This window comes from Pseudonocardia sp. ICBG601 (assembly GCF_020496245.1).
The window spans coordinates 1,274,964-1,294,921 of the sequence record NZ_JAHLJA010000148.1 but is presented as its reverse complement, the minus strand read 5'-3'; the positions used below and the strand labels follow the sequence as shown (position 1 = coordinate 1,294,921).

Below are 19,958 nucleotides of genomic sequence, written 5' to 3'. Positions count from 1 at the left end.
ACAGGGCCGGAACTGTCGGGGTGATAGGGCACAGTGGCGTCCGCTCAGGCCTTCCGAGGGGGACATCACGATGCCGGACGCGATCCGCGCCACGGGACTGGTCAAGACCTACGGGTCGCTGCGGGCACTCGACGGGGTCGACCTGTCGGTGCCGGAGGGGACGGTGCTCGGCCTGCTGGGCCCGAACGGCGCCGGGAAGACCACGGTCGTCCGGGTGCTGACCACACTGCTGACACCGGACGCGGGCGAGGCCACCGTGGCCGGCGTGGACGTGCTGGCCGACCCCGCCGCGGTGCGCAGCCGGATCGGCCTGTCCGGGCAGTACGCCGCGGTCGACGAGTACCTGACCGGCTTCGAGAACCTGGAGATGGTCGGGCGGCTCTACCACCTGGGGCACCGCCGGGCCCGGGACCGTGCCCGTGAGCTGCTGGCCGACTTCGGCCTGACCGACGCCGCGGACCGTCCGGCCCGGACCTACTCCGGCGGGATGCGCCGCCGGCTCGACCTGGCCGGAGCGCTCGTCGCCGACCCGCCGGTGCTGCTGCTCGACGAGCCGACCACGGGGCTGGACCCGCGCAGCCGCAACGACCTGTGGGACGTGATCCGCGGGCTCGTCGCGCGCGGGACGACGCTGCTGCTCACCACCCAGTACCTGGAGGAGGCCGACGCGCTGGCCGACGAGATCGTGGTCATCGACCACGGCCGGGTCATCGCCCGCGGCACCGCGGACGAGCTCAAGTCGCAGGTCGGCGGGGAGCGCCTGGAGGTCACGACCAGCCTGGCCGACGACCTGGAGCCCACCGCCGCGCTGCTCGCCCCGCTCGGCGTGGGTGAGGCCGTGCTGGACCGGCACCGCCGCTCCCTGACGATGCCGGTCAGCGGCGGGGTCGAGGTGCTGCGCGCCGCGCTGGACCGGCTCGCCGACGCCGGCACCAAGGTCGACGACGCGGGGCTGCGCCGCCCGACGCTCGACGACGTCTTCCTCACCCTGACCGGGCGCCCCGCCGACGAGGCGGACCAGGCCGAGGAGCCGACCCCGTGAACGCCGCCGCCACCATGCTCGCCGACGCCTCCGTCGTCGCGAAGCGCAACCTGATCAAGATCAAGCGGGTACCGGACCTGCTGGTCTTCACGACCCTGTCCCCGATCATGTTCGTGCTGCTGTTCGCCTACGTCTTCGGCGGCGCGATCGACCCGACCGGCGGCGGGGCCGGGTACCGCGAGTTCCTGATGGCCGGGATCTTCGCCCAGACCGTCATCTTCGGGGCCACGAACACCGGCGCCGGGCTCGCCGAGGACGTCAAGAAGGGCATCATCGAGCGGTTCCGCTCGCTGCCGATGTCGTCGTCGGCGGTGCTGACCGGCCGGACCCTGTCCGACGTGGTGAACAACCTGATCGTGCTGGTCGTGATGTCGCTGACCGGGCTGCTGGTCGGCTGGCGCATCCACACCTCGGTCGGCGAGGCGCTCGCCGGGTTCGCGGTGCTGATCGTGTTCGCCTACGCGTTCTCGTGGGTGATGGCGTTCGTCGGGCTGCTGGTGCCGAGCCCGGAGGTCGTGAACAACGCGTCGTTCATCGTGATCTTCCCGGTGACGTTCCTGGCGAACACCTTCGTGCCGCTGAACTCGCTGCCGGGGCCGCTGCGGGTGTTCGCCGAGTGGAACCCGGTCTCGGCGGTCACCGCGGCCGCGCGGACCCTGTTCGGCAACGACGGCGCGATCCCGGCCTCGGCGTCCGCCTCGGACGCCTGGCCGCTGCAGCACCCGGTGCTCTACGTGCTGATCTGGTCGGTCGTGATCGTCGCGGTGTTCGCACCGCTGGCGAGCCGCCAGTACCGGCGGGCCGCGAGCCGCTGACCCCGCCTGCGCCGGTCCCACTACGGTCCCCCTGCGGCGGAACGGTTCCGCCGCGGAGGGGGCCGTCGTGATCGTCGCCGGGCTGGTGCTGACCGGGATCGGGGCACTGATCCACGTCTACATCTTCGTGCTGGAGTCGCTGCTCTGGACCACCGACCGGGCCCGGGCGACCTTCGGTACGGACCGCGCGGAGGCGGAGCAGACCCGGGCGCTGGCGTTCAACCAGGGCTTCTACAACCTGTTCCTCGCCGTCGCCGTGCTGCTCGGGACCGTGGTGTTCGCGACGGGCGCCCGCAGCGTCGGCGCGACGCTGGTGTTCAACGGGGCGGGCTCGATGGTCGCCGCCGGTCTGGTGCTGCTGCTGTCGGACCCGTCGAAGCGGCGGCCGGCGTCGATCCAGCTGGGGCCGCCGCTGCTGGGCATCGCGGCGCTGACGGTGGGCCTGCTGGGCTGAGGCCCGGCCGTTCAGGCGTCCGGACCTCCGGCCGAGCGGCGGCTGCCGAGCTGTCGGCCGATCCTCTCGGCGTACTGCAGCAGCAGCTCCGTGATCCGGTCACGGTGGTCGGCGTCCATCCGGTTCCGGGGCCCGACGACGCCGAGGGCCCCGACGAAGCCGCCGTCCATGCCGAAGACGGGCACGGCGACGGCACCGGCCTCCGGGCTGCGCTCCCCGTCGGAGACGTAGTACCCCTGCGTCCGGATCTGTTCGGCGTGCTCGTCGTCGCCGCCGGTGTACACGGTCAGGATCCGTCCGCCGGCGCCACGGTCGAGCGGCAGCGCCGAGCCCTCCTCGATGTGGTGCCGGGTGGGACGGTCGCTGTTGACGCGGTAGAGCACCACCCGCTGGTCGCCCTCACGCACGTAGAACGCCGCGCTCTCGCCGGTCTCGGCGCTGATCTCGGACAGCGCGGGCCGGATGTAGTCGGCGAGCCGGAACGCGCGCTGGTACTGCGAGCCCAACCGCCACAGCGTCGGTCCCAGCCGGTAGGAGCCCTCGGCGTCGCGGTGGAGGTATCCCATCCGCTGCAGTGACGCCGCGAGCCGCAGGATGGTGCTCCGGTAGTACCCGGTCCGCTTCGCCAGCTCGGCCAGCGACAGCCGGTCCGCCCCCTCGGCGAACGCCTCCAACAGCGTCAGCGCGCGCTCGACGGACTCGACCCGCTGCTCCTTCGCCTGCTCCGCCACCCCGACCCTCTCGTGGTCCGTTGTGCCGCAACCGGCTGGTCACGACGTCCGCACCATTCTGTCAGACAGAACGACATCCTCCTTGACGCGCTCCCGAGGGCTCGCCTAGTTTCTATCCAACAGACAGACATTCTGTCAGACAGAACGGAGTGCCGATGGTGGCGACGGCAGCGCGGACGTCCAGGACGTCCGAGGTGGACGTCCTGGTCAGCGAGGTCGGACCGCGGGACGGGCTGCAGAGCGTCGACCAGGTCATGCCGACCGAGGTCAAGCACCGCTGGATCGCCGCGCTCGCGGCCGCGGGCCTCCGGGAGATCGAGGTCGGTTCCTTCGTCCCCTCGGCACGGCTGCCGCAGCTGGCCGACACCGGCGAGGTCGTCGGCCGGGCCCGGTCGATCCCGGACCTGACGGTGCTCGCGCTGGTCCCGAACCTGGTGGGGGCACGTCACGCCGTCGCGGCCGGTGCCCGGTCGGTGACGATGCCGGTGTCGGTCTCCGAATCGCACAGCCGCGCGAACATCGGCATGAGCACGGACGAGGCCGTCGGGCAGGTCGCGCAGGTCTGCGCGTTGCGGGACGAGCACCCCGGGCTCGAGGTCGAGGTCGGCCTGTCCACCGCCTTCGGCTGCACCATCGAGGGCCCGGTCGACGAGGACCGCGTGATCGAGTACGCGGTCCGGGCCGCGGACGCCGGGGCGGGCTCGGTCGGGCTCTCCGACACCACCGGCTACGCCGACCCCGCCCGGGTACGGCGGCTGTTCACCCGGCTGTCCGCCGAGCTCGGGGACCGGGCCGGCGGCGCACACCTGCACAACACCCGCGGCCAGGGCCTGGCCAACGTCGTCGCCGCACTCGACGCCGGGGTCCGGACGTTCGACTCGTCGCTGGGCGGGCTGGGCGGGTGCCCGTACGCGCCGGGCGCCAGCGGCAACATCGTGACCGAGGACCTGGTCTTCCTGCTGGAGTCGATGGGCCTGCGGACCGGTGTCGACATCGCGGCGCTGGTCGCGGCGCGCGACCTGGTCCGGGAGGGACTGCCGGGCGAGGAGCTCCACGGCATGGTCCCTGAGGCCGGCCTGACCAAGGGATTCCGCTACGCGACGGTGGCGGCGTGAGCGCCGGGACCGGCCGGCTGCCGCTCGAGGGCGTGCGGGTCGTCGAGTTCTCGCACATGGTCATGGGCCCGTCGTGCGGCCTGGTCCTCGCCGACCTCGGCGCCGACGTCATCAAGATCGAACCGCCGGGCGCCGGGGACAAGACCCGCACCCTGCCCGGCTCCGGCGCCGGGTTCTTCCCGATGTTCAACCGCAACAAGCGGTCGGTGTCGGTGGACCTGCGCTCCGAGCGGGGCATCGAGTTCGTGCGACGCCTGGTCCGCACCGCGGACGTCGTCACCGAGAACTTCCGACCCGGCGGGCTCGACGCGCTCGGTCTGGGCTACGACGACCTCCGGGCCGACAACCCGGGGCTCGTCTACTGCAGCCTGAAGGGCTTCCTCGCCGGGCCCTACGAGCAGCGCGCCGCACTCGACGAGGTCGTCCAGATGATGGGCGGGCTGGCCTACATGACCGGACCGCCCGACCGTCCGCTGCGGGCCGGGGCCTCGGTCAACGACGTCATGGGCGGAATGTTCGCGGCGATGGGCGTCATGGCCGCGCTCTACGAGCGACGCGCGACCGGGCTCGGCAAGCTCGTGCGCAGCTCGCTGTTCGAGAACAACGTCTTCCTCGTCGGACAGCACATGGCCCAGTACGCCGTCACCGGGGCCGCCGCCGCGCCGATGCCCGCACGCCTCTCGGCGTGGGCCGTCTACGACGTGTTCGACACCGGCGACGGGGAGAAGGTCTTCGTCGGCGTCGTGTCCGACACCCAGTGGCAGGCCTTCTGCGCCGCGTTCGACCTGCCCGACCTGGCCGGTGACCCGGAGCTGGCGGCCAACGCCCAGCGGGTCGCCGCCCGGGACCGCGTGATCCCCCGTCTGCGCTCGACGTTCGGCGCGATGGACCGGGACGAGGTGGTCCGGCTCTGCGGGGCCGCCCGGCTGCCCTTCGCCCCGATCCAGCGGCCCGAGGACCTCTTCGACGACCCGCACCTGGCCGAGCCCGGAGCGCTGACCGAGGTCACGCTGTCCGACGGCCGCTCGGTCCGGCTCCCGTCGCTCCCGCTGGAGCTCGACGGCGCACGCCTGCCCCTGCGGCGCGACCTGCCACTGGCCGGCGAGCACACCGCGGATCTGGCGCGCGAGCTCGGCTACTCCGACGACGAGATCTCCACCGCGGGCGCGGACGGCGCCTTCGGCGGGAGCTCCGTGGCCCACCGCTGACCCGCCCGAACAGCTCACAAAGGAGTGTCTGTGAACAGGAGAGTGCTCCCGGCACTGGGCGTCGCCGCGACGCTCGTGCTGACCGGGTTCGCTGCCGTCGACGCGAGCGGGTCGGCCACCGGCGCCGACCCGCGCTCGTCGCTGACCTTGATGGCGCCCGCCGCACCGGGTGGCGGCTGGGACCTCGCCCTGCGCGAGGCCCAGCAGGTGCTGCGTGCCGAGGCGATCGTGAACAACGTCCAGGTGATCAACGTCCCCGGGGCGGGCGGCACGATCGGGCTGGCGCGCTTCGCCGACATCGGCCCCGACCCGACCCAGCTGATGATGACCGGGACGGTCATGGAGGGTGCGATCACCGTCAACGGGTCGGCGGCGACGCTGGACGACACGACCCCGATCGCCCGGCTCGCCGAGGACTACCTCGTCCTGGTCGTGCCGGCGGAGTCGCCGTTCCGGACCCTCGACGACTTCCTCGACGCCTGGCGGGCCGACCCGCACGGGCAGGCGATCGGTGGCGGTGGCCTCGGCGGCGCCGACCACCTGCTCGCCGGGCTGACCGCACGCGGCGCCGGTATCGAACCGGGCGCGATCAACTACATCGCCTACTCCGGCGGCGGGGAGGCGCTGACCGCGCTGCTGTCGGGCACCGTGGCCGTCGGGATCAGCGGGTTCCACGACTTCTCCGACCAGATCGAGGCCGGGAACCTGCGGGCGCTGGCCTACTCCGCGCCGGAGCCGGTCGAGGGCATCGACGTGCCGACGCTGACCGAGCAGGGCGTGCCGGTGACGTTGTCGAACTGGCGCGGGGTCGTGGCCCCGCCCGGGATCACCGACGACCAGCGCGCCGAGCTCACCGCCCTCATCACCGAGATGGCCGGCAGTCCCCGCTGGGCGGACACCCTCGCCCGCAACAAGTGGGAGGACTCCTTCATGACCGGCGCGGAGTTCGACCGTTTCATCGCCGCCGACCAGGCCCGCGTGGACGGGATCATCGAGGAGCTCGGACTGTGACCACCACCCCGACCACCGACCCGGTCCGACCGGCCGCGGAGGCCGGCGGAGCGGGCTTCTGGCGACGCCGGACCGGCCTGGTCGTCCCCCTCGTGCTGCTCGGCGGGGGCGTCACGCTCGCCGTCGGCACGATCACGATGGAGGTCCCCTCCACGGCGACCTCTCCCGGACCGCAGGTGTTCCCGGCCATCGCCTCGATCATCTGCACGGTGCTCGCCGTCGCCCTCGCCGTCGACGTCCTGCGCCGCCCGGAGCCGGCCGAGGTTCACCGCCCGGCCACCGGCGGCGCGACCGCGGAGCCGGGGACCGGCGGCACCGACACCGACACCGAGCCGGGGGCCGGCGGTTCCGACCCCGGTCCGGGGATCGGCGGCGGGCCCGACCCCGCGCCCACCCGCCCACGGGCCGACCGGCGCGGGCTCGCGGAGGCCGTCGGCGTCGTGGTGCTGTTCATCGCCGTCCTGCAGCCGGTCGGCTGGCTGCTGTCGGGAGCCCTGCTGTTCTGGGGCATGGCCCGTGCGCTGGGCAGCCGGCGCCCGCTGTTCGACCTGTTCCTCGCCCTCGTCGTGTCCTCGGCGGTGCAGCTCGCCTTCTCGGCCGGCCTCGGGCTCAACCTGCCTCCGGGCGTGCTCGCGGGAGTCCTCGGATGAACACCCTGACCCAGCTCGGCGACGGTTTCGCGACCGTCCTGACGCCCATGAACATGCTGTGGGTCCTCGTCGGTGCGTTGCTGGGCACCGCGGTCGGGGTGCTTCCCGGCCTGGGGTCGGCGATGGCCGTGGCCCTGCTGCTGCCGGTGACGTTCTCGCTCGACCCGATCGGCGCGTTCATCATGTTCGCCGGAGTGCTGTTCGGTGGCCTGTTCGGGGACTCGATCTCCGGGATCCTGATGAACACCCCCGGCAACTCCACCGCGATCGCGGGGTCGATCGAGGGCCACGCGATGGCCCGCAACGGACGGGCCGCCCAGGCACTGGCCGCATCGGCGATCGCCTCGTTCGTCGGCGGCGTCGTCGCCGCCGTGCTCGTGGTGTTCTTCGCCCCGTCGCTGGCCGCACTGGCCACCGTGTTCGGACCGGCCGAGTACCTCGCCCTGGCGGTGTTCGCGTTCGTCGCGATCTCGGCGGTCGTCACGGACTCGATCGTCCGGGGGCTGTCCGCGCTCGCCCTGGGCCTCGCGATCTCGGTGGTGGGCATCGACGGCATCTCGGGTGCCGCCCGCCTCACCGGAGGCCTGCCCGAGCTCTTCGACGGGATCGACATCATCGTGATCACCGTCGGCCTGCTCGCCCTGACCGAGGTGTTCCACCAGGCCGCACGGCGCGGCGTCCCGGACGACCACAGCATCCTGCGCTCCCCCGGGCGCCCGTGGCTGTCCCGCGCCGAGTTCCGCGCGGCCCTGCCCGCCTGGCTACGCGGCACCGCCACCGGGCTGCCGTTCGGGATCATCCCGGTCGGCGGCTCCGAGGTGCCGACCTTCCTGGCCTACGGCACCGAACGGCGGCTCGACGCGCGGCGTGCGAACCCGATGTTCGGCCGAGGCGCGATCCAGGGCGTCGCCGGTCCGGAGGCAGCCGGCAACGCCACCGCGGGCACCGCCATGGGTGCCCTGCTCGCGCTCGGGCTCCCGACCTCGGCGACCGCGGCGATCCTGCTGGCCGCGTTCCGCCAGTACGGCCTCCAGCCCGGTCCGCTGCTGTTCGAACGCGCACCGGACCTGGTGTGGGCCCTGCTGGCGAGCTTCTTCGTCGGGCTCGTCGTGCTGCTCATCCTGAACCTGCCGTTCGCGCCGCTGTGGGCGAAGCTGCTGCGGGTCCCCAAGCACTACCTCTACGCAGGCATCAGCGTCTTCGCGATGCTCGGGGTGTACGCGACCAGTGCGAAGATCCTCGACCTGGTGCTCGTGCTGCTGATCGGGCTGCTCGGGTTCGCGATGCGCCGGTACGGCATCCCGGTCGCCCCGATGCTGATCGCGGTGATCCTGGGCCCGCTGGCCGAGACCGAGCTGCGCCGGGCGCTCGCGGTCAGCGACGGCGACCCGGTCGCACTCGTCGACAGCCCGATCGCCGCGAGTCTGTACGGGCTGCTCCTGCTCGTGGTGCTGGCCGTCGTCGTGCGGGCCGTCCGGTCCCGTTCCCGGTCCGGCGACGGCGACCGGCTGGTCGGCGCCGGCCGCTGAGTCCCGGGCCGGGCCCGCCCGGACGTACGGAGGCCCTCCCCGGGCGTCCCCGGGGAGGGCCTCGTCGTCCGTCGGGACGCTCGTCGTGCGTGACCACTCCAGCGACTGCGCGGGCGCGTCGCTGTGGAGCGTCCCGGCGTACGGGTGGTGGGTCAGCTGTCGTTGCAGCTCACGACCGCGTAGGGACCCGAGCTGGTCGAGGAGGTGATCTCCTCGCCGTTGCGCAGGATGCGGCAGGTGATCTCGCCGTTCCCGCCGGAACCGGACTGGGCCACCAGCGACAGCGGCTGGAAGGTGAGGACACCGGAGTCGAAGGTGACCTCCTTGGTCCACGGCAGCGAGGTCCCGTTGACCTGCTCCATCCCCATCTTGTCGTCCTTGACGTAGGTGATGTTCCCGGCGGTGCCGGACCCGGTGACCTCGTAGGTGATCACGTCGCCGCCGGTGGACGCGGCGGGGGCCGAGGCGACGGCGTCGGACTCGGGTGCGGTCACGGCCGGGGCCGCGGTCGGCACGGTCGTCGGCAGGCCGGACACCGCCGCGGCGACGACCGAGGCGTAGACGACGCAGATGACCAGGCCGATCGCCGAGAGCACGGTGCCCGCGATCGCGACGCCGCGGTTGTCCGCGCGGCCCCTGCTCGCCCGGACGACACCGAGCACACCGAACAGCAGGCCCAGCAGCACCAGCGGCCAGGCGATCATCCCGATGATCGGGATGAAGGAGAACAGCAGGCCCAGGATGCCGAGCACCAGCGCGGTGACGCCGAATCCGTTGCGCGGCGCGACGGCCGGTGCGACGGCGGGGGCCGCGGTGCGCTGCTGCGGGACGCCGGCCCGCTGGGCCGCGCTCGGCCAGGGCTGCGCGCCGGCGGCCTGCTGCTGGGGGCCGCGGGCCTGCTGCTGCGGCAGCCCACCCGGGTTGGTGCGGCCGAAGGGCGGCCCGCCGAAGGGGACCTCGGGGTGGCCGTCGTAGTAGGGGTTCGGGTGCCCGCCGGAGTGCTGCGGCCGGGGCTGGTGGTGCGGCGCCCAGCCCTGCGGCGCGGCACCGCGCGGGTCCTGCGCGTACTGCTGCTGGTGGCGGCCGGGGCCCTGGGGGCCCGGGTACTGCTGCGGGACACGGTGCGGGCCGGACTGCTGCTGCGGCGGGCCGGAGAGGTCCGGGGCGCCGTGGCGGTTCTGCGGAGTGGTCACGTCACGGCTGTCGCGGCGACGGCGGCCCGCGTATCAGCCGGCCCGCCCTTATCAACAAATGTGAGGACAGGTCCGTTCGGCCGTGCGGGCACAGGACCGAACAGGTCAGCCGAGGCGGTCGAGCAGGGCCCGGGCGTCGGTCGGTGCGTGGACCTTCGCGTCGTTGTCGAAGTAGCAGACGACGTCGTGCCCGGCGTCGCGCCAGGCCCGGATGCGGGCGGCCCAGCCGTCGAGCGCCTCGGCGGTGTAGCCACCGGCGTAGAGCTCGCCCTGGCCGTGCAGCCGCAGGTAGACGAGGTCGGCGATGACCTCGTCGAACACCGGCCAGGTGCCCGCGGAGTCCGACAGCACCAGTGCGACCCCGTGCTCGCGCAGCAGCGCGGTGAACGCCGGGTCCCGGAACGACGGGTGCCGCGGCTCGACCGCGTGCCGCAGCGGACGGTCGGCGTCGGTCTCGACCAGCGCCCGGCCGTCGAGCCGCTCGTCGTGCCCGGTCGCGGCCCGGGCGGCGGCCGTGGTGCTCGCCGGCAGCAGCTCCAGGAAGCGGGCCACCCGGTCGGCGTCGAACCGCATCCGGGGCGGTAGCTGCCACAGCACCGGGCCCAGCGCCGGCCCCAGGCCGAGCACCCCGGAGGCGAGGAAGTTCGCGACCGGCACCGCGACGTCGCGCAGCTGCTTGAGGTGCGTCACGAACCGCGGGCCCTTCACCGCGAACACGAACCCGGCGGGCACCTGTTCGGCCCAGGCGCGGTAGCTCTCCGGGCGTTGCAGCGAGTAGAACGACCCGTTGATCTCGATCGAGGTGACCTGCCGGGACAGGTACTCCAGCTCGCGGCGCTGCACCAGCCCGGGCGGGTAGAACGTGCCGCGCCACGGCGGGTAGCGCCATCCCGACGTGCCGACCAGCACCGTTCCGCTCACGTGCCGCCGACCAGCCCGCGCAGCGCCGCGGCGGCCGCGACCGGGTGGGTCACCGGACCGTCGTGGCCCCCGGGCAGCTCGACCAGGCCCCGTCCGATCCCGGCCGCCAGCGCCTCGGCGCACCGGTGCTCCCAGCGCCCGCGCGACTCGTAGCCGCCGGTGGGGATCACCCGCACCCCGCTCGCGGTGACGTCGGCCGGGTCGATCCGCGCGGCCCGCACGGCCGGGACGTCGTGGCGCAGGAACCGGCGCAGCGCGGGCTCCGGGTTCCCCGACGGCGGCTCGGGCCGGTATCCGGGCTCGACCGGGTCGTCGCCGGAGGTCAGCACGGCCATCATCCGGATCGCGGCGCCGATGTCGTCACGTGCGACGAGGTCCGCGACCCGGTCCATGGCGGCCTCGCGGGCCGCGTCGCGGACCAGGCCGGGCAGCGGCGGCTCGTGCGCGACGAGCGTCGTGACCAGACCCGGGTGCCGGACGGCGAGCAGCAGCCCGATCACCGCGCCGATGCTCACCCCCACGACGGCCGCGGGTCCGGTGCCGGCCAGCAACCCGGCGGCGTCGTCGGCGTGTGCGGCGAGCGGGACCGGGCCGTCGTCGGCGGGGCTGCGCCCGATCCCGCGACGGTCGTAGGTGAGCACCCGGTGGGTCACGGCCAGCTCGTCGACGAGCATCCGCGCCGCGCCCGCCTCGGACGCGCCGCCCTGGATCAGCAGCAGCGGCGGTCCCGACCCGGTCACCTCGTGGTGCAGGGGCACGCGTCCTCCCGGGCCGGTCTCGGGGCGACCGGAGAGCCGCCCGTTTGCCAGGATGGACGCCATGCGTACCCGACCGCACCTCGCGTCGTGACCGAGCTCGCCCCGGCGGTGCGCCGGGTCCTGGACTGGCCGGTCGACCACGTGGGCGCCGCCGTCGTCGCCGCGGACGGCACGGTGCTCGCCACCGCGGGCGACACCGACCGCGAGTTCGGGCTGGCCTCGGTGACCAAGCTGCTCTCGGCCTACGCGGTGCTCGTCGCGGTCGAGGAGGGCGCCGTCGACTGGGACGACGCGGCCGGCCCGGACGGCGCGACCGTGCGACACCTGATCGCGCACACCTCGGGCCTGGCGTTCGACACCGACGAGGTCAAGGCCGCCCCCGGTGAGAAGCGGATCTACTCCAACACCGGCTTCGCGGTGCTCGCCGAGACCATCGCGGCCGCCACCGGCATCGGGTTCGCCGAGTACCTGCACGAGGCCGTCTGCACCCCGCTCGGGATGGGGCACACCCGGTTGAAGGGCTCCGCGGGCGCCGGTGCCGTGTCGACCGTCGACGACCTGGCGCGCTTCGCCGCGGAGCTGCAGGCCCCGCAGCTGCTGGACCCGCGGACCGTCGCCGAGGCGACCACGGTCGCCTACCCCGGCCTCGACGGGCTCCTGCCGGGCTACGGCCGGCAGAAGCCGAACGACTGGGGCCTCGGCCTGGAGATCCGCGACGGCAAGTCCCCGCACTGGACCGGGGAGGGCTCGTCGCCGCGGACCTTCGGGCACTTCGGCCAGTCCGGCACCTTCCTGTGGGTCGACCCGGACGCGGGCGCCGCGGCCGTCGTGCTGACCGACCGGGACTTCGGGCCGTGGGCGATCGAGGCGTGGACGCCGTGGACGGACGGGGTGCTGGCGGCGCTGCCCCACCCCTGACCTGCGACGCGAGCGCGCACGGAGAAAATCCGGGTGGCCGGGAATGATCCCGGGCCCCCCTCCGTTGGAACGACTGTCCGAGCCGGGCGAACCGAGTCCCCGGGCCGCAATAGATAACCGCCGCCGTGGAGTTCCGTTCGGCTGGAGCCGCGGTGCGCCACTCGCCGCGAGGCGACCGGCGTCCGGTTCGGACCCCATACCTCCCCTTCCCGAAATCCATTCGACGACGCCTGCGAGGCCGGTCACCATGGTCGGCGCACGCCCGGTCCCGGGCGAGCAGGCAGACTGAACGAACGATGTCCAGCGAACCCGTCCCGTCTCCGACTTCCGCACAGCCGTCGTCGCACGACCGTCCGCGCCGACCCCGCCGCCGTCCCGGCGCACGGGGCGACCACCAGCCGCGCGGCGGGAACTCCGGCACCCCGCAGGACACACCTCCACACGAGACCACCTCATCGGACCTCGCCGCAGCGCAGGCCGCCCCCGGGACGGAGGGCGCCGCGCGCGGCGTCCCGGCCCGCGATCAGCAGCGCCGCCGTGCATCGACGCAGCGCCGCCGCGGGCCTCGGGGTCGGCGCGCTGCCGTCACGGCGCCCGGCCCCGACCAGCCCGGCCGTCGCGGCCCCGACCGCGACGGCCCGGACCAGGCGGGCCCCGCCCCGGCCGGGGAGACCGACGCCGGCCGCCCGCGCCGTCGCGCCGCCGGCGACGGCCGCGACTCCGCCGAGCCGCCGCTCCCCCCGCTCGACGACGCCGAGCTCACCGCCCTGCGCGAGCGCCTCGACGCGCTCGGCCCGGCCGAGGCCGAGCGGCTGCGCGGCCGGCTGGACCGGGCCCGCGACGGGCGCGCCCAGCAGCGGGTCGCCGACGCCGTCGCGAAGGCCGAGCACCGCGTGGAACGCCGCCGCGCCGCGCTGCCGCGGATCTCCTACCCCGCGACGCTGCCGGTCTCCGCGCGCCGCGAGGAGATCGCCGACGCGATCCGCGACAACCAGGTCGTGATCGTCGCCGGGGAGACCGGATCCGGGAAGACGACGCAGCTGCCGAAGATCTGCCTCGAGCTGGGCCGCGGTGTGCACGGGATGATCGGGCACACCCAGCCGCGGCGGCTCGCCGCGCGCACCGTCGCCACCCGGATCGCCGAGGAGCTGGGCGTCGAGCTCGGCGGGGCGGTCGGTTGGAAGGTCCGGTTCACCGACGCCGTCGGCGACTCGACCATGGTCAAGCTGATGACCGACGGCATCCTGCTGGCCGAGCTGGCCGGCGACAAGGACCTGCTGGCCTACGACACGCTGATCATCGACGAGGCGCACGAGCGCAGCCTCAACATCGACTTCATCCTCGGGTACCTCACCCGGCTGCTCCCCCGCCGTCCGGACCTCAAGGTCGTCATCACCTCGGCGACGATCGACCCGGAGCGCTTCGCCCGGCACTTCGGCGCGGCCACCGACGGCGGCGACCCGACCCCGGCCCCGATCGTCGAGGTCTCGGGGCGCACGTTCCCGGTCGAGGTGCGCTACCGCCCCGTCGTCGACCCGGACGACCCGGACGCCGACCCCGACCGCGAGCTGGACGACGCGATCGGCGACGCCGTCGTCGAGCTCCAGCGCGAGGGCCCCGGCGACGTGCTGGTGTTCCTGCCCGGCGAGCGCGAGATCCGCGAGGCCACCGAGGCCCTGGAGCGGCGCAACCTGCGGAACACCGAGATCCTGCCGCTCTACGCCCGCCTCTCGACGGCCGAGCAGCAGCGCGTCTGGGCGCCGCACGCGGGCAACCGGGTCGTGCTCGCCACCAACGTCGCCGAGACCTCGCTGACCGTCCCCGGCGTCCGCTACGTCGTCGACACCGGCACCGCGCGCATCTCGCGCTACTCGCGCCGGCTCAAGGTGCAGCGGCTGCCTATCGAGAAGATCTCCCAGGCCTCGGCGAACCAGCGGTCCGGACGCTGCGGCCGTACCTCCGACGGCATCGCGATCCGGCTCTACGCCGAGGACGACTTCGACGCCCGCCCCGAGTTCACCGACCCGGAGATCCTGCGGACCAACCTGGCGTCGGTCGTGCTGCAGATGATCGCCCTGGACCTGGGCGAGATCTCGGAGTTCCCGTTCGTCGAGCCGCCGGACCGCCGCGCCGTCGCCGACGGTCTGGACCTGCTGCACGAGCTCGGCGCGCTCCGCCCGGACCGGCGCTCGCTCACCGCGGTCGGGCAGTCGCTGGCGCGGCTGCCGGTGGACCCGCGGCTGGGCCGGATGCTCGTGGAGGCGCACCGCAACGGGTGCCTGCGCGAGGTGCTGGTCATCGCCGCCGCGCTGAGCGTGCAGGACCCACGCGAGCGGCCCACCGAGCAGCGCCAGGCCGCCGACGAGCGGCACCGCCGCTTCGGTGAGGACGGCTCGGACTTCCTGGCCTACCTGCGGCTGTGGGACCACCTGAACGCCCGCCGCGACGAGCTGTCGGGCAGCCGGTTCCGCCGCGAGCTGCGCGAGGACTTCCTGCACTACCTGCGGGTCCGCGAGTGGTGGGACCTGCACGGCCAGCTCCGCCAGGCCGCCCGCAGCTCCGGCATGGATCTGAACGACCACGACCCGGAGTGGCCGCGGCACGCCGACCGGATCCACCAGTCCGTCCTCGCCGGGCTGCTGTCGCAGGTCGGCATGCAGGACCCCCTGGCGGAGAAGGGCAAGGACGGGAAGAAGGAGCGGAAGGGCCCGAAGGACTACCTCGGCGCCCGCGGCGCGAAGTTCGCGATCTGGCCCGGCTCGGGGCTGGCGCGCAAGCCCCCGCGCTGGGTGATGGCCGCCGAACTCGTCGAGACGACGAGATTGTGGGCGCGGACCGTCGCACCGGTCCAGCCGGACTGGATCGAACCCCTCGCCGGACATCTCGTCAAGAAGACATATTCGGAACCGCGCTGGTCACGCAAGCGCGCGTCCGCCGTCGCGACCGAACGGGTCACCCTGCACGGGCTGCCGCTGGTCGCCGACCGCAGCGTCGCCTACGGCCGGATCGACGCCGAGGTGAGCCGCGACCTGTTCCTGCGGCACGCCCTCGTCGAGGGCGACTGGGAGACCCGGCACCCGTTCTTCCACGCCAACCGGGAGCTGCTCGACAGCGCCGAGGAGCTGGAGCACCGGGCGCGGCGCCGCGACCTGGTCGTCGACGAGGACACCCTGTTCGCCTTCTACGACGAGCGGGTCCCCGCCGACGTCGTCTCCGGAGCGCACTTCGACCGGTGGTGGAAGAAGGAGTCGAGGCAGGCCCCGGACCGGCTGACCTACACCGAGGAGATGCTCGCGACCGAGGCCGCGAAGCAGGTCGACCGCGCCCACTACCCCGACCACGTCGAGGCGGGCGGGCTGACCCTGCCGCTGTCCTACGCGTTCGAGCCCGGCCACCACGAGGACGGCGTGACCGTCGACGTGCCGGTGGCCGCGCTGAACCAGGTCGACCCGACGCCGTTCACCTGGCAGGTGCCCGGGCTGCGCGAGGAGCTCGTCACCGCGCTGATCCGGACGCTGCCGCGGAACCTGCGGCGCAACTTCTCCCCCGCCCCGGACCACGCGAAGGCGGTGCTGGCCCGGCTGCGCGGCGAGACCGGCCGGCGCCCGCTGCTGGACGTCCTGGAGGACGAGCTCGGCCGGATGCGCGACGTGCACATCCGGCGCGAGGACTGGGAGCTGGAGCGGCTGCCCGAGCACCTGACGGTGACCTTCCGGGTGCTCGACGAGTCCGGTGCCGAGCTGGCCCGCGACACCGACCTGGACCGGCTGCGCCGCGCCCTCGCCCCGAAGGTCCGCGAGGAGCTGGCCGCCGCGGGCAGCGAGGTCGAGGCGACCGGCCTGACGTCGTGGACGATCGGCGAGCTCCCCCGCGAGCTGCCGATCCGGCGCGGCGCGCACACGGTCACCGGCTACCCGGGGCTGCGCGACCGCGGCACGAGCGCCGACGTCCGGGTGTACGCGACGGCGCCCGAGCGCGACCCCGCCCACCACCGCGGCGCCCGGCGGCTCCTGCTGCTCACCACCACCCACCCGGGGAAGCAGGTGCAACGCGGCCTGGACAACCGGGCGCGGCTGGCCCTGTCGCGCAACCCGCACGGCTCGCTCGACGCCCTGCTCGACGACTGCACCACCGCCGCGGCCGATCACCTGATGGCCCGGGGCGGCGGCGACCCGTTCGACGAGGCGCAGTACGCGCGGCTCGCGGAGCTGCTGCGGATGCGGCTGCCGTCGACGACGTTGCAGGTCTTCGACGCCGTCCGCGGCGTGCTGGAGGTCTGGCACCGGGTCGGTGCGGCGCTGGCGGACCTGCGCGGCCCCGCCACCCGCGACGGCGTCGCGGACGTGACGGCGGTCGTGGGCCGGCTGACCGCGCCGGGCTTCGTCACCGCCGCCGGGGCGACCCGGCTCGGCGACATGAAGCGCTACCTGCAGGGCTGCGAGCTGCGGCTGGAGAAGCTGCGTGCCGACCCCGCCCGCGACGCCCGGTGGACCGCCGAGATCGCGCCGGTCGAGGCCGAGTACCGCGGGCTGCTGGCCGCCCTGCCCGAGCACACGCCGCCGTCGCCCGCGCTGCGCGAGATCGGGTGGATGGTCGAGGAGCTGCGCATCTCGCTGTACGCGCATCCGATGAAGACCCGCCATCCGGTGTCGGTGCAGCGGATCGAGCGGGCGATCGACGCGCTCTGAGGCGTGACTGTCGGGGGTCGCAGGCACACTGCCGCCATGACCGATGCACCCGTTGCCAGGTTCGCACTGTTCGCGCTCGACTGCCCGGACCCGCTGGAGCTCGCCCGGTTCTACTCGGCGATCACCGGCTGGCCGGTCAAGGGGCCCACCGACACCGACCCCGACTGGGTCGAGCTCGACCCGGGCGGCGCGGGCGCGACGCTCGCGTTCCAGCAGATCTCCGAGGGGGAGTTCACCCCGCCGGAGTGGCCCGGGCAGGTGCGGCCGCAGCGCGGGCACGTCGACTTCGACGTGCCCGACCTCGATGCCGGGGAGGCCGCGGTGCTGGCGCTCGGGGCCACCAGGCACGAGGTCCAGCCCGCACCGGAGAGCTTCCGCGTCTTCCTCGACCCGATCGGGCACCCGTTCTGCCTGGTCCGGGAGTAGCCCCGGAGACCCGGAGCGGGGGTCAGCGCAGGTCGCGGAAGAACGCGCGCACGTCGTCGACCAGCAGCTCCGGCTCCTCCAGGGCGGCGAAGTGCCCGCCGCGGTCCACCTCGGTCCAGCGGGTGATGTGGTGCGCGGGCTCGGCGTAGCGCCGGATGCCGACGTCGTGCGCGAACTGGATCACCCCGGTCGGGACGCCGGAGGGCCGCTCGGGCTCGCCCCAGCTGCCGGCGTCGAGCGCGTAGCCGACGTAGGCCGACGACCCGGCCGTGCCGGTCAGCCAGTAGAGCATCACGTTCGTCAGCAGCCGGTCGCGGTCGAGGATGCGGTCGGGCAGCTCGTGCCGCGGGTGGGTCCACTCCCGGAACTTGTCCAGGACCCAGGCGAGCTGCCCGACCGGGGAGTCGGTGAGCGCGGCGCCGACGAGCTGCGGCCGGGTGGACTGGATCGCGATGTAGCCGAACTCCTCCTGCATGAAGGCACCGATCCGCCGCACGCGGTCGCGTTCGGCGTCGGTCAGCGCGGCCGTCTCGTCCTCGGTCAGGGTGTGCATCGGCGCGCCGAGGCTGCCGTTCACGTGCACGCCGACCACCCGGTCCGGTGCGACCCGGCCGACCTCGGGGGCGACGGCGGCCCCGATGTCGCCGCCCTGGGTGCCGTAGCGGTCGTACCCGAGCCGGCGCATCAGCTCGTCCCAGGCCCGGGCGATCCGGGTCGTGGTCCACCCGTCGTCGGCGACGGGGCCGGAGAAGCCGAACCCCGGCAGCGACGGGACCACCACGTGGAACGCGTCCGCCGGGTCGCCACCGTGGGCCGCGGGGTCGGTCAGCGGGCCGATGACGTCGAGGAACTCCACGACCGAGCCCGGCCACCCGTGGGTGAGCACCAGCGGCAGCGCGCCCGGTTCCGGGGAGCGGACGTGCAGGGCGTGGACGTCCTGGCCGTCGACGACCGTCCTGATCTGCGGGTACGCGTTGATCCCCGCCTCGGCGGCGCGCCAGTCGTAGTGGTCACGCCAGTGCGCCACGAGCTCGGCGAGGTAGGAGACGGGGACGCCGGTGTCCCAGCCGTCGCCCGGCAGCGGGGCGGGGAGGCGGGTCCGTGAGAGCCGGTCGGCCAGGTCGTCGAGCTGTGTCTGAGGGACGTCGATCCGGAACGGATGCACGGTCTCGTCGGTCATGGGTCCACCGAACCGGACGACCCGGACGGATCCTGTCCTCGTCGGGCCCAGCGGGATCGACGGATCGGTGTGAGGATCAGGTCTCCGTCGACGGCGAGGGGCCCGCGATCATGACCGCACCGACCACTCCGTACACCGAGCTGGGCGAGGCCCTGGGCACCGACTTCTTCTCGGTGCGCGACCAGTTCACCGACGAGCAGTGGCAGCGCTTCGCCGACACCCGCAAGTTCGTCGACGCCGAGGTCCTCCCCGGCATCAACGACTACTGGGAGCGCGCCGAGCTGCCCTGGCACCTGTTCCGGCGTCTCCCGGAGCTCGGGATCGTCGGCGAGGACATCCAGGGCTACGGGGCGGCCGGGATGAGCCCGCTCGCGCTCGGCCTCGTGCACATGGAGCTGCACCGCGGCGACGGCTCGCTCGGCACGTTCCTCGGGGTGCACGCGGGCCTGGCGATGAAGGCGATCGCGATGTGCGGCTCGGAGGAGCAGAAGCAGCGCTGGCTGCCGTCGATGTCCACCATGGACAAGTTGGGCGCGTTCGCGCTGACCGAGCCGATGCACGGATCGGACTCGGTCGCGCTGGAGACCACCGCGACCCGCGACGGCGACCACTGGGTGCTGCGCGGGTCGAAGCGCTGGATCGGCAACGGCAGCGTCGCGGACCTGGTGGTCGTGTGGGCGCGCGACACCGACTCCGGCGAGGTGCTCGGGTTCGTCGTCGAGACCCCGGCGGAGGGCTACGAGGCCACCGTCATCCCGGGGAAGGTGTCGCTGCGCGCGCTCTGGCAGGCCGACATCGAGCTCGACGGGGTCCGGGTGCCGGAGGAGAACCGGCTGGCGCAGGCGCGGACGTTCGCCGACTGCGCCGCGGTGCTGGCCACCACCCGGGGCACCTGCGCCTGGATGGCCCTGGGCCACGCGACCGCCGGCTACGACGCCGCCCTGCGCTACGCCCTGGAGCGCGAGCAGTTCGGCAAGCCGCTGGCGAGCTTCCAGATCGTGCAGCAGCGGCTCGTCGCGATGCTCGCCGACCTGACCGGCATGCAGCTCTACTGCATGCAGTCCGCCCGGCTCGCCGAGGTGGGCAAGCTGTCCCCGACCGTCGCGGGGCTGGCGAAGATGCACAACACCCGGACCGCCCGCAAGATCCTCTCCGAGGCGCGGGACCTGCTCGGCGGCAACGGGATCCTGCTGGAGCACCACGTCGTGCGGCACTGGGCCGACATCGAGGCCATCCACACCTTCGAGGGCACCGAGACGATCCAGACCCTGATCGTCGGCCGGGACGTGACCGGGATCAGCGCGTTCACCTGATCCCGG

17 protein-coding genes are annotated in these 19,958 nt (G+C 73.9%); 12 read left to right on the top strand and 5 right to left on the bottom strand.

Going from position 1 to position 19,958, the window contains the following annotated elements; all coding sequences use genetic code 11:
* Positions 1–70: 70 nt before the first annotated feature.
* From KPL57_RS35395 to KPL57_RS35385, 3 genes are all read left to right on the top strand, one after another.
* A complete protein-coding gene (locus KPL57_RS35395; RefSeq protein WP_226354914.1) occupies positions 71–1,042 on the top strand; it encodes an ATP-binding cassette domain-containing protein in 972 nt (323 codons plus the stop codon).
* Positions 1,039–1,857, top strand: a complete 819-nt coding sequence (locus KPL57_RS35390; RefSeq protein WP_374203828.1) for an ABC transporter permease — start codon at positions 1,039–1,041, stop codon at positions 1,855–1,857. The genes KPL57_RS35395 and KPL57_RS35390 overlap by 4 nt, the downstream gene beginning before the upstream one ends.
* A 67-nt stretch (positions 1,858–1,924) precedes the next feature.
* On the top strand, positions 1,925–2,311 hold the full coding sequence (locus tag KPL57_RS35385; RefSeq protein WP_226354913.1) for a DUF1304 domain-containing protein: 387 nt from the start codon (positions 1,925–1,927) through the stop codon (positions 2,309–2,311).
* An 11-nt stretch (positions 2,312–2,322) separates the two neighbouring features.
* On the opposite strand, the gene KPL57_RS35380 is transcribed toward KPL57_RS35385, so the two are convergent.
* Positions 2,323–3,042: an IclR family transcriptional regulator gene (locus KPL57_RS35380; protein ID WP_226354912.1), complete on the bottom strand. Its 720-nt coding sequence runs from the start codon at positions 3,040–3,042 to the stop codon at positions 2,323–2,325.
* 155 nt (positions 3,043–3,197) lie between these two features.
* On the opposite strand from KPL57_RS35380, the gene KPL57_RS35375 reads away from it, so the two are divergent.
* Genes KPL57_RS35375 through KPL57_RS35355 form a run of 5 tightly spaced genes read left to right on the top strand, consistent with a single transcriptional unit; the run spans position 3,198 to position 8,555 of the window.
* Complete coding sequence (locus KPL57_RS35375) at positions 3,198–4,157, top strand: hydroxymethylglutaryl-CoA lyase (RefSeq protein WP_226354911.1); 960 nt, start codon at positions 3,198–3,200, stop codon at positions 4,155–4,157.
* Entirely contained in the window at positions 4,154–5,365 is a 1,212-nt protein-coding gene (locus KPL57_RS35370) for a CaiB/BaiF CoA-transferase family protein (protein WP_226354910.1), read from the top strand. The genes KPL57_RS35375 and KPL57_RS35370 overlap by 4 nt, the downstream gene beginning before the upstream one ends.
* A gap of 30 nt (positions 5,366–5,395) precedes the next feature.
* Positions 5,396–6,376, top strand: coding sequence for a tripartite tricarboxylate transporter substrate binding protein (locus KPL57_RS35365; RefSeq protein WP_226354909.1), 981 nt, complete (start codon positions 5,396–5,398; stop codon positions 6,374–6,376).
* Positions 6,373–7,026: a tripartite tricarboxylate transporter TctB family protein gene (locus tag KPL57_RS35360; protein WP_226354908.1), complete on the top strand. Its 654-nt coding sequence runs from the start codon at positions 6,373–6,375 to the stop codon at positions 7,024–7,026. Before KPL57_RS35365 ends, KPL57_RS35360 begins: the two co-directional genes overlap by 4 nt.
* Entirely contained in the window at positions 7,023–8,555 is a 1,533-nt protein-coding gene (locus KPL57_RS35355) for a tripartite tricarboxylate transporter permease (RefSeq protein WP_226354907.1), read from the top strand. Before KPL57_RS35360 ends, KPL57_RS35355 begins: the two co-directional genes overlap by 4 nt.
* 152 nt (positions 8,556–8,707) lie before the next feature.
* Here KPL57_RS35355 and KPL57_RS70560 read toward each other — a convergent pair whose 3' ends face one another.
* The 3 genes from KPL57_RS70560 to KPL57_RS35340 all read right to left on the bottom strand — a co-directional run bounded on the left by KPL57_RS70560 (position 8,708) and on the right by KPL57_RS35340 (position 11,427).
* Positions 8,708–9,748 (bottom strand): MmpS family transport accessory protein, encoded by a 1,041-nt coding sequence (locus KPL57_RS70560; RefSeq protein WP_226354906.1) that lies wholly within the window; start codon positions 9,746–9,748, stop codon positions 8,708–8,710.
* A 105-nt stretch (positions 9,749–9,853) separates the two neighbouring features.
* The gene (locus KPL57_RS35345; protein WP_226354905.1) at positions 9,854–10,669 is read right to left on the bottom strand and encodes a DUF72 domain-containing protein; all 816 of its coding nucleotides are present in this window, start codon (positions 10,667–10,669) and stop codon (positions 9,854–9,856) included.
* On the bottom strand, positions 10,666–11,427 hold the full coding sequence (locus tag KPL57_RS35340; RefSeq protein ID WP_226354904.1) for an alpha/beta fold hydrolase: 762 nt from the start codon (positions 11,425–11,427) through the stop codon (positions 10,666–10,668). Before KPL57_RS35340 ends, KPL57_RS35345 begins: the two co-directional genes overlap by 4 nt.
* 87 nt (positions 11,428–11,514) lie before the next feature.
* On the opposite strand from KPL57_RS35340, the gene KPL57_RS35335 reads away from it, so the two are divergent.
* From KPL57_RS35335 to KPL57_RS35325, 3 genes are all read left to right on the top strand, one after another.
* Entirely contained in the window at positions 11,515–12,345 is an 831-nt protein-coding gene (locus tag KPL57_RS35335) for a serine hydrolase (RefSeq protein WP_226354903.1), read from the top strand.
* Between the two features lie 296 nt (positions 12,346–12,641).
* The gene (gene hrpA, locus KPL57_RS35330; RefSeq protein ID WP_226354902.1) at positions 12,642–17,033 is read left to right on the top strand and encodes an ATP-dependent RNA helicase HrpA; all 4,392 of its coding nucleotides are present in this window, start codon (positions 12,642–12,644) and stop codon (positions 17,031–17,033) included.
* A gap of 36 nt (positions 17,034–17,069) precedes the next feature.
* Positions 17,070–17,459, top strand: a complete 390-nt coding sequence (locus KPL57_RS35325) for a VOC family protein (protein ID WP_226354901.1) — start codon at positions 17,070–17,072, stop codon at positions 17,457–17,459.
* Positions 17,460–17,481: 22 nt separating this feature from the next.
* On the opposite strand, the gene KPL57_RS35320 is transcribed toward KPL57_RS35325, so the two are convergent.
* Positions 17,482–18,639 carry an epoxide hydrolase family protein gene (locus KPL57_RS35320; protein ID WP_226354900.1) on the bottom strand — a complete coding sequence of 386 codons (1,158 nt, stop codon included), beginning with the start codon at positions 18,637–18,639 and terminating at the stop codon, positions 17,482–17,484.
* 110 nt (positions 18,640–18,749) lie between these two features.
* Between KPL57_RS35320 and KPL57_RS35315 the strand changes: the two genes are divergently transcribed.
* On the top strand, positions 18,750–19,952 hold the full coding sequence (locus tag KPL57_RS35315; RefSeq protein ID WP_226354899.1) for an acyl-CoA dehydrogenase family protein: 1,203 nt from the start codon (positions 18,750–18,752) through the stop codon (positions 19,950–19,952).
* Positions 19,953–19,958 lie beyond the last annotated feature (6 nt).

Excerpts from the sequence above, each read along its gene's own strand:
- KPL57_RS35395 (WP_226354914.1), top strand. The coding sequence starts at position 71 with ATGCCGGACGCGATCCGCGCCACGGGACTGGTCAAGACCTACGGGTCG.
- KPL57_RS35375 (WP_226354911.1), top strand. The coding sequence starts at position 3,198 with ATGGTGGCGACGGCAGCGCGGACGTCCAGGACGTCCGAGGTGGACGTC.
- KPL57_RS35355 (WP_226354907.1), top strand. The coding sequence starts at position 7,023 with ATGAACACCCTGACCCAGCTCGGCGACGGTTTCGCGACCGTCCTGACG.
- hrpA (WP_226354902.1), top strand. The coding sequence starts at position 12,642 with ATGTCCAGCGAACCCGTCCCGTCTCCGACTTCCGCACAGCCGTCGTCG.
- KPL57_RS35325 (WP_226354901.1), top strand. The coding sequence starts at position 17,070 with ATGACCGATGCACCCGTTGCCAGGTTCGCACTGTTCGCGCTCGACTGC.
- KPL57_RS35320 (WP_226354900.1), bottom strand. The coding sequence starts at position 18,639 with ATGACCGACGAGACCGTGCATCCGTTCCGGATCGACGTCCCTCAGACA.
- KPL57_RS35315 (WP_226354899.1), top strand. The coding sequence starts at position 18,750 with ATGACCGCACCGACCACTCCGTACACCGAGCTGGGCGAGGCCCTGGGC.